The sequence below is a fragment of the Streptomyces mayonensis genome, assembly GCF_018982965.1.
GTDB classification, from domain to species: Bacteria; Actinomycetota; Actinomycetes; order Streptomycetales; family Streptomycetaceae; genus Streptomyces; species Streptomyces mayonensis.
Window position 1 is genome coordinate 1 of sequence record NZ_JACBYP010000199.1, and the last position, 7992, is coordinate 7992.

At 72.4% G+C, this 7992-nt stretch carries 6 protein-coding genes; 2 read left to right on the top strand and 4 right to left on the bottom strand.

The features are described 5' to 3' along the window. Nucleotides 1-68 precede the first annotated feature (68 nt). Both HZS56_RS36625 and pepN read right to left on the bottom strand, forming a co-directional pair. Nucleotides 69-1142 (bottom strand): putative endonuclease domain-containing protein, encoded by a 1074-nt coding sequence (locus HZS56_RS36625; protein ID WP_216725129.1) that lies wholly within the window; start codon nt 1140-1142, stop codon nt 69-71. Between the two features lie 444 nt (nt 1143-1586). After that, entirely contained in the window at nt 1587-4169 is a 2583-nt protein-coding gene (pepN, locus tag HZS56_RS36630) for an aminopeptidase N (RefSeq protein WP_216725130.1), read from the bottom strand. A gap of 195 nt (nt 4170-4364) precedes the next feature. On the opposite strand from pepN, the gene HZS56_RS36635 reads away from it, so the two are divergent. Next, on the top strand, nt 4365-5003 hold the full coding sequence (locus tag HZS56_RS36635; protein WP_216725131.1) for a mycothiol-dependent nitroreductase Rv2466c family protein: 639 nt from the start codon (nt 4365-4367) through the stop codon (nt 5001-5003). A 39-nt stretch (nt 5004-5042) separates the two neighbouring features. On the opposite strand, the gene HZS56_RS36640 is transcribed toward HZS56_RS36635, so the two are convergent. Beyond that, nucleotides 5043-5264 carry a hypothetical protein gene (locus tag HZS56_RS36640; protein ID WP_216725132.1) on the bottom strand — a complete coding sequence of 74 codons (222 nt, stop codon included), beginning with the start codon at nt 5262-5264 and terminating at the stop codon, nt 5043-5045. A 130-nt stretch (nt 5265-5394) separates the two neighbouring features. Here HZS56_RS36640 and HZS56_RS36645 point away from each other — a divergent pair, with 130 nt between their 5' ends. Next, on the top strand, nt 5395-6180 hold the full coding sequence (locus HZS56_RS36645; RefSeq protein WP_216725133.1) for an SAM-dependent methyltransferase: 786 nt from the start codon (nt 5395-5397) through the stop codon (nt 6178-6180). 352 nt (nt 6181-6532) lie between these two features. Here HZS56_RS36645 and HZS56_RS36650 read toward each other — a convergent pair whose 3' ends face one another. Continuing rightward, the gene (locus HZS56_RS36650) at nt 6533-7924 is read right to left on the bottom strand and encodes an amino acid permease (RefSeq protein WP_216725134.1); all 1392 of its coding nucleotides are present in this window, start codon (nt 7922-7924) and stop codon (nt 6533-6535) included. Between the last annotated feature and the right edge of the window lie 68 nt (nt 7925-7992).

The window sequence follows — 7992 nt, forward strand, 5'->3', positions numbered from 1 at the left end:
CCTCCTCTCCCCTCCTGGTGTCCGCCCCGCCCCGCCGGCCCGCGCAGGCCTCCGCCCGCGTCCGGCGACTACCGGGGCAGCACCACGACATAGGCGGCGGGTTCCCGGTCACCGGCCGCCATCAACGCGGTACGCACGACGGCCGCCTGATGTTCCAGTGACTCGCGAAGCCTGCGCGGTACCAGCCGCACCACCGTGATGCCCAGCCGTTCCAGGTGCTCGCGCCTGCGGGCGTGCTCCGCCCGGACCGCGTCGTCCTCCGACCGGCGGTGCGCACCCCGGGTGTCCAGTTCCAGTGCCACCGCGTGCTCGGGCCAGAAGGCGTCCACGCCGCCGAGGCGGGGGCCGCCGGGCAGGCGCAGGTCGACGTTCCAGACCGGTTCCGGCAGCGCGTGCTCGTGCACCATCCGGTACAGGTGCTGCTCGGCGAGGGCCCGCCCCTCGGCGACCAGGGAGTCCACCGCGTCCACGACATGCGGGCGGCCGAGCAGCCGGGCCCGGTTCAGCTCCCGTACCACCGCCGCCGGTTCGCAGTGTCCGGCGCGCACCGCCTCCGTCAGCAGCCGGTGGACGACGCCGGGGTCCGTCAGCTCCGCCACCGCGTCGGCCAGGGCCCGGGCCACCGGCGCCACCGGGAGGGCGGCGACGCGCTCGGCGGTCGGCAGTGCCGCGGTGCGGACGATGCGGGCGCAGCCGGTCGACCGCAGCCGGCGCAGCCGTGGGACCAGGACGTCGATGGCGGCCAGCGACGGCAGCGGCGGAGCGGCGGAGAAGCCGTGCAGCGTGAGTGCGGCCAGGCCGGTGATCATCGCCTCGAGGCCGGCCGGCAGGGACGGTTGCTCCCCGCCCGGCTGGCGGGGCACGGACACCGGCGCCGGGGCGGCGGAGGCCGCGGCGGGGGTGCGCTCCCGTGCCGCGTAGAGCAGCACCGCGTGCAGACGCTCCTCGCTGGTCGGTGGGCCCGCGTGCAACAGGACCACGTTCGGGAGGAGTTGCTGCCAGGGTCCGCCGGGCCGGCACTGCTCGTTGGCCTCGGCGGCGGAGATCCCGTGCGCCCGCAGCTGGGCGGCCGTCATCAGCCGGCGCCGGCCGTCGGCCAGGTGGTGGAGCGGGCGGGGGGAGAGCGGGGTGTCGTGCGTCATGACCGGGACCCTTCCGCGTCCGATCCGCCCCTTAACCGCTGTTACAAGCGCGTCGCGCAATCCGGACAAGACCGCCCTCAAGTACGGGTGTTCGGATGCCGAAGCCCCTGGTCCGAACGGGTGGGACCAGGGGTTACGGGCGCCGTGCACTCATCTTGTAACGATGACTCAGCGCCGAATCATTGGCCAGACCTTGAGGTCGGGGGGCAGGGCCCGTACGCCGGGGCCGAAGGCCGGTGCGAGCCCTCGGGGCCAGATGCCGGGGCCGGGCCTCGGGCCCCGAGGCCGAGACCGGACTCCGGGGCCCGAGGTCAGGGCCAAGCCTTGGGGCCCCCAGGCCGAGGCCGGACTTGGGGGGCCAGAGGCCAGGGCCGGGCCTCGGGCCGGAGGCCGGTGCCGGACCTCGGGCGGCCCCAGAAGGCCGGGACCGCACGTCGGGGTGCGTCAGCGGCCGGCGGCCGCCGTGTCACAGGCCTGTCCGCGCAGCGCCCGCGCGAGGTCGTCCCGTGCCTCCAGCACCAGACGGCGCAGCGCCGGCGGCGCGTCCTCGTGCGCGGCGAGCCACGCGTCGGTCGCGTCCAGCGTGTCCTGGGAGTCCCGCAGCGACGGGAACAGACCCCGTACCACGTCCATCCCGATCTGGATGGACCGCTCGGCCCACACCCGCTCGATCACCGCGAAGTACTTCTCGGTGTACGGCGCGAGCAGCTCCCGCTGCGAGGCCTGGGCGAAGCCCGCGATGGTCGCCTCCGCCAGCGCGTTGGACAGCGCGTCGGACTCCACGACCTGCGCCCAGGCCTGCGCCTTCACCTCGGCCGACGGGCGCGAGGCCAGGCAGCGCACCTGGTGGCGCTTGCCGGAGGCGGTGTCGTCGCGGGCCAACTCGGCGGCCAGGACGCCCTCGTCGGCGGTGCCGTGGGCCGCGAGCGGCGTGAGGAACGCCCAGCGCAGCTCCTGGTCCACGTCCAGGCCGTCGATCTTCTCGGTGCCCTGGAGCAGGCCGTGCAGCAGGCGCAGCTCCTCCTCGCCGGACGCCACGGACGCGAGGAACCGCGCCCACGCCAGCTGCTGCTCACCGCCCGGCGCCGCGTCCCGCAGCTCGCGCACCGCACCCTCGCCGAGCAGCCGCCCACCGGTCTCCCGCCAGTCGGGGGCGGCGTAGTGCACCAGCGCCGACCCGGCCCAGGCGTGCAGCATCTGCAGGACGCCGATGTCCGACTCGCGCCCTCCGAACCGCAGTACCAGCGCCACGAAGTCCCGGGCGGGCAGCAGCGCGTCCCGTGTCATGTTCCACAGTGCCGACCAGCACAGGGCGCGGGCCAGCGGGTCGGTCAGCGCGCCCAGGTGTTCGCGCAGCGTCGCCAGCGAGGTCTCGTCGAAGCGCGTCTTGCAGTACGTCAGGTCGTCGTCGTTGACCAGGACCAGCTCCGGCGCCTCGGCACCGGCCAGCTCCGTCACGACCGTCCGCGGCCCCTCGACGTCCACCTCGGCACGCGCGTACCGCTCGAGCGCGCCCTCGGCCGTACGCCGGTACAGGCCCACCGCGACCCGGTGCGGGCGCAGTTCGGGGTGCGACTCCGCGGCCTCCTGCACCACGGCCAGCTCGTCGACGGTGCCGGACGCGCCGAGCAGCACCTGCGGGGTCAGCGAGTTGACGCCGGCCGTCTGGAGCCAGGAGCGGGCCCAGGCCGTCATGTCCCGCCCGCTGGTCTCCTCCAGGACCGACAGCAGATCACCGAGCCGCGTGTTGCCGTACGCGTGGCGCTTGAAGTAGCGCCGCGCGCCCTCCAGGAACGCGTCCTGACCGGCGTACGCCACCAACTGCTTCAGCACCGAGGCGCCCTTGGCGTAGGTGATCCCGTCGAAGTTGAGCTTGGCGTCCTCCAGGTCACGGATGTCGGCCGTGATCGGGTGCGTGGAGGGCAGCTGGTCGGCGCGGTAGGCCCAGGCCTTGCGGCGGTTGGCGAAGGTGATCCAGGCATCCTTGAAGCGGGTCGCGCCGACGTTGGCGAACGCGCCCATGAAGTCGGCGAAGGACTCCTTCAGCCACAGGTCGTCCCACCACTCCATGGTGACGAGGTCGCCGAACCACATGTGCGCCATCTCGTGCAGGATCGTGTTGGCGCGGCCCTCGTACGACGCCCGCGTCACCTTCCCGCGGAAGATGTACTCCTCGCGGAACGTCACCAGGCCCGGGTTCTCCATCGCGCCGAGGTTGTACTCGGGCACGAACGCCTGGTCGTACTTCCCGAAGGGGTACGGGTAGTCGAAGCGGTCGTGGAAGAAGTCCAGGCCCTGCTTGGTGATCAGGAAGACGTCGTCGGCGTCGAAGTGCGGCGCCAGACCCTTGCGGCACAGGGCGCCGAGCGGGATCTCCAGCCGGGTGCCGTCCTCGAAGGTGCGCTCGTAGGAATCCGTGACGTAGTGGTACGGACCGGCGACGACGCACGTGATGTACGTCGAGATCGGCTTCGTCTCCGCGAACCGCCAGACTCCGTCGGCACGTTCACCCGCGCCGTTGCTCCACACCGTCCACTCCTCGGGCGCCCGCACCTCGAAGCGGAAGGGCGCCTTGAGGTCCGGCTGCTCGAAGCCCGCGAAGACCCGGCGCGAGTCGGCCGGCTCGTACTGCGTGTACAGGTACACCTCGCCGTCCTCGGGGTCGACGAAACGGTGCAGGCCCTCGCCGGTGCGGGAGTACGCGCACTGGGCGTCGACGACCAGCTCGTTCTCGGCGGCCAGGTCCTCCAGGGCGATCCGGGAGCCGTCGAAGACCTCGCTCGGGTCGAGGTCGCGGCCGTTCAGCGAGACGGCGGTGACGCTCGGCGCGATCAGGTCGGCGAAGCTGCCGGCGCCGGGCTCGTTACAGCGGAAGCGGATCGTGGTGACGGAACGGAAGGTGCGCGGGCCCGGGCTCTGCGCCTCACCGATGGCCGAGCGCAGGTCGAGGGACACCTCGTACCCGTCGACGGACAGCAGTGCGGCCCGCTCACGGGCCTCGTCACGGGACAGATTCTCACCGGGCACGGGCGGCACTTCCTCGGGTGGTGTCGGTTGGTGGTGTCGGTCGGCGTTGTCGGGTGGCGTTCAGTATGCGGACAGCACCGATCCTGCCATGCGCCCCTGACGGACGGCAGTCCGGGAACGGACAGCGGGAATGGACCGCACGGGTGGCCGTGTTCTCGGAGGAAAGACCTGCTCGTGCGCCTCATGAGGAGAGACATGTCGGACAAGACTCCCGTCGACTTCTGGTTCGACCCCCTGTGCCCCTGGGCATGGATGACCTCGCGGTGGGTCCTGGAGGTGGAGAAGGTCCGGGACATCGAGGTCCGGTGGCACGTGATGAGCCTCGCCGTCCTCAACGAGGACAAGCTCGACGAGCTGCCCGCGGAGTACCGGGAGATGCTGGAGGTCAAGGCCTGGGGCCCGGTGCGCGTGGTCGTCGCCGCCCAGGAGGAGCACGGCAGCGAGGTGCTCGGCGACCTCTACACGGCGCTCGGCACCCGCATCCACAACCAGGGCGAGGGCCCCGGCCGCGAGACGGTCGCCGCCGCCCTGAAGGACGCCGGACTGCCGGACTCCCTCATGGACCACTGGGACGGCACCTCCTACGAGCCCCAGCTGCGCGCCTCCCACAAGGAGGGCATCGACAAGGTCGGCCAGGAGGTCGGCACCCCGGTCATCGCCGTCCCCGGCGACGACGGCGAACAGCTCGCCTTCTTCGGCCCGGTCGTCACCCCCGCGCCCCAGGGCGAGGAGGCCGCCAGGCTCTGGGACGGCACCCTCGCGGTCGCCTCCGTGCCGGGCTTCTACGAGATCAAGCGCACCCGCACCAAGGGCCCGGACTTCAGCAACCTGTAGGCCGCAGGACCGGACTCCTTCCGGCCCGCCGGCCGGACCTCAGTCACCTGCAGGCCGGAAGGAGTCCGGCAGGTCGAAGCCGGACCGCCAGTCGAAGTACGACTGCACCCGTACGCACCCCTCGCGGGCGCAGCGCCGGTAGGTGCCCAGGTCTGCCCTGGGCACCTGCCCCCGGACATACGCCTTCTCCGCGTCGTCGAGCGGCCGGAAGCCCTGGTGCGTGTCCCCGCAGTTGGGGCAGCGCCTGTTCGGAAGTCCCATCCGAGCACTGTCACCCGGAACGCCCGCCACCGGAATCCCCCGGGCGGGCGAAGCCCGCGACCGTTCCGCCCGAACCGCCACCTGTAGGAACATGGGCCTCACCCATCTCACCGGAGGTGAGCCCCACCCCATGACGGAGATCGACACCTCGGTGCCGCACTCGGCCCGGATCTGGAACTACTGGCTCGGCGGCAAGGACAACTACCCCGTCGACGAGGAGGCCGGCGACGCCTACACCGCCGTCTTCCCGGGCATCGTCACCATCGCCCGCAGCAGCCGCGCCTTCCTCGGCCGCACCATCCGGTACCTGGTCCTGGAGGCGGGGGTACGGCAGTTCCTGGACGTCGGCACCGGGCTGCCGACCGTCGACAACACCCACCAGGCCGCCCAACGGCACGACCCCGGGGCGCGGATCGTCTACGTCGACAACGACCCGCTGGTCCTCGCGCACGCGCGGGCCCTGCTCACCTCCACGCCCGAGGGCGCCACCGCCTACGAGGACATCAGCCTCTTCGAGCCGGAGCGCATCCTCGAGGCGGCCGGACGCACCCTCGACCTGACCCGCCCCACCGCCCTCATCCTCAGCGGCATCCTCGGACACGTCGACGGCCACGACCGGGCCCGGGACCTGGTCCGGTCCCTGCTGGCCGGTCTGCCCTCCGGCAGCTACCTGTGCGTCAACGACGGCTCGCGCGGCACCGACCCGGACTACGAGGCTGCCCAGGACGCCTACAACGAGACCGGTGCCGTCCCGTACTTCCTGCGGCCCGTCGAGCAGATCGAGGCCTACTTCGACGGTCTCGAACTGGTCGACCCGGGTGTGGTCTCCGTACCGCTGTGGCGTCCGGACCCGGCTGCGGACGGTGCCGCCCCGCGGCCGGTCGGCCAGCACGGCGGGCTCGCCCGCAAGCCCTGACGGCCGGGGCGGGAAGGAGGGGCTCGCACCCGCCCACAGAAGGCCCCCGCGAGTCACGTCCTCGCGGGGGGCCTTCCTCGTGCCGCCCGCCGGTGAAGGTTGAGAAGACGATCACGAGCAGGACGCCTGTGCGACCTCCATGGAACCCTTTATTGCGAAGTGGTCGCAAGTGCACGTAGCAGCAATACGGCGTGGAGGGAGGTACGGAGGGCCGCCGGGCGCGGCAGGGGCCACGGAAGAAGGGGCCCCGCGCGCGTCCTTTCGCGCCCGGGGCCCCTTCCGATTCCTGTGTGCGTCCGTGCGTCCGTGCGTCCGTGCGCACGCCGTGTGCACGGCCGCGTACGCCGTCGCACTACCCGCGGGCGGCGGCCCCCCGCCGCTGCCGGGCGTACCCGACGGCCGCCAGCGCCAGCGTCATCCCGCCCGTCGAGTACAACTGCACCCGCGTGTCCGGCTCCCGGGCCATCAGCACGAACACCGCGGCCATGCCCGCCAGCGCCACCCACGTCAGCCAGGGGAAGCCCCACATGCGTACGACCAGCCGCTCGGGCGCCTCCCGCTCCAGTCGCCGGCGCAGCCGCAGCTGGGAGGCAGCGACGAAGATCCAGACGACCAGGATGACCGCCCCGATCATGTTCAGCAGCCAGGAGAAGACGTCGTCCGGCCGCCAGTAGCTGAGCAGCACGCAGCCGAAGCCGAACAGGGACGAGACCAGCACCGCGACCCGCGGCACCCCGCCCGACACCCGGCCCAGCGCCTTCGGGCCCTGGCCGCGCTCCACCAGTGAGTAGCCGATGCGCGAGGCGCCGTAGATGTTGGCGTTCATCGCGCTGAGCAGCGCGACCAGCACGACGACGTTCATGAGCTGACCCGCGCCCGGGATGCCCAGTTCGTCGAGGGCGGCGACGTACGGGCCCTTCTCGACGACCTCGGGCGAGTCCCACGGGACCAGCGTGACGATGACCGCCATCGAACCGATGTAGAACAGCGCGATCCGCCACATCGCCGTCCGTACGGCGCTCGCGACACCCCTGACCGGGTTCTCCGACTCGGCCGCCGCGATGGTCACCGTCTCCAGGCCGCCGTAGGCGAAGACCGAGGCGAGCAGGCCGATGATCAGACCGTTGCCGCCGTTCGGCAGGAAGTCGCTCAGGTGCGAGGCGCCGGGGGAGTCGGTGCCGGGCAGCACACCGGCGACAGCCAGCACGCCCAGCACCAGGAAGAGGGAGATCGCGCCGACCTTGAGCGCGGCGAACCAGAACTCGAACTCGCCGAAGTTCTTCACGGCGGCCAGGTTCGTCCCGCAGAACACCACCATGAACAGCGCCACCCACGCCCACTCCGGCGTTCCCGGCAGCCAGCCGTGCACGATCTGCGCGGCGCCGATGCCCTCCAGGCCGACGGCCGTGCACAGCAGCACCCAGAACGCCCAGCCCGCGGTGAAACCGGCCCACGGGCCGATGGCCCGCTCGGCGTGTGCGGAGAAGGAGCCCGACGAGGGGTATGCGGCGGACATCTCGCCCAGCATCCGCATCACCAGCATCACGAGGAGGCCGGAGAGCGTGTAGGCGACGACGATCGAGGGCCCGGCGGCGGCGATGCCCGCTCCCGAGCCGACGAACAGCCCGGCCCCGATCACGCCGCCGAGGGCGATCATCGACAGGTGGCGCTGCTTGAGGCCGTGGGAGAGGGCGGCGTCGTCCGGCCGGGACGGCGGCGTCCCGGTGGTGGTGCTGCTGGACATGGAGCGGCTCGTCCAATGCGTGCGTGGGGGCAGGGCAGGCGTGGGGTGTGGAGAGTGGGGGGCGGATG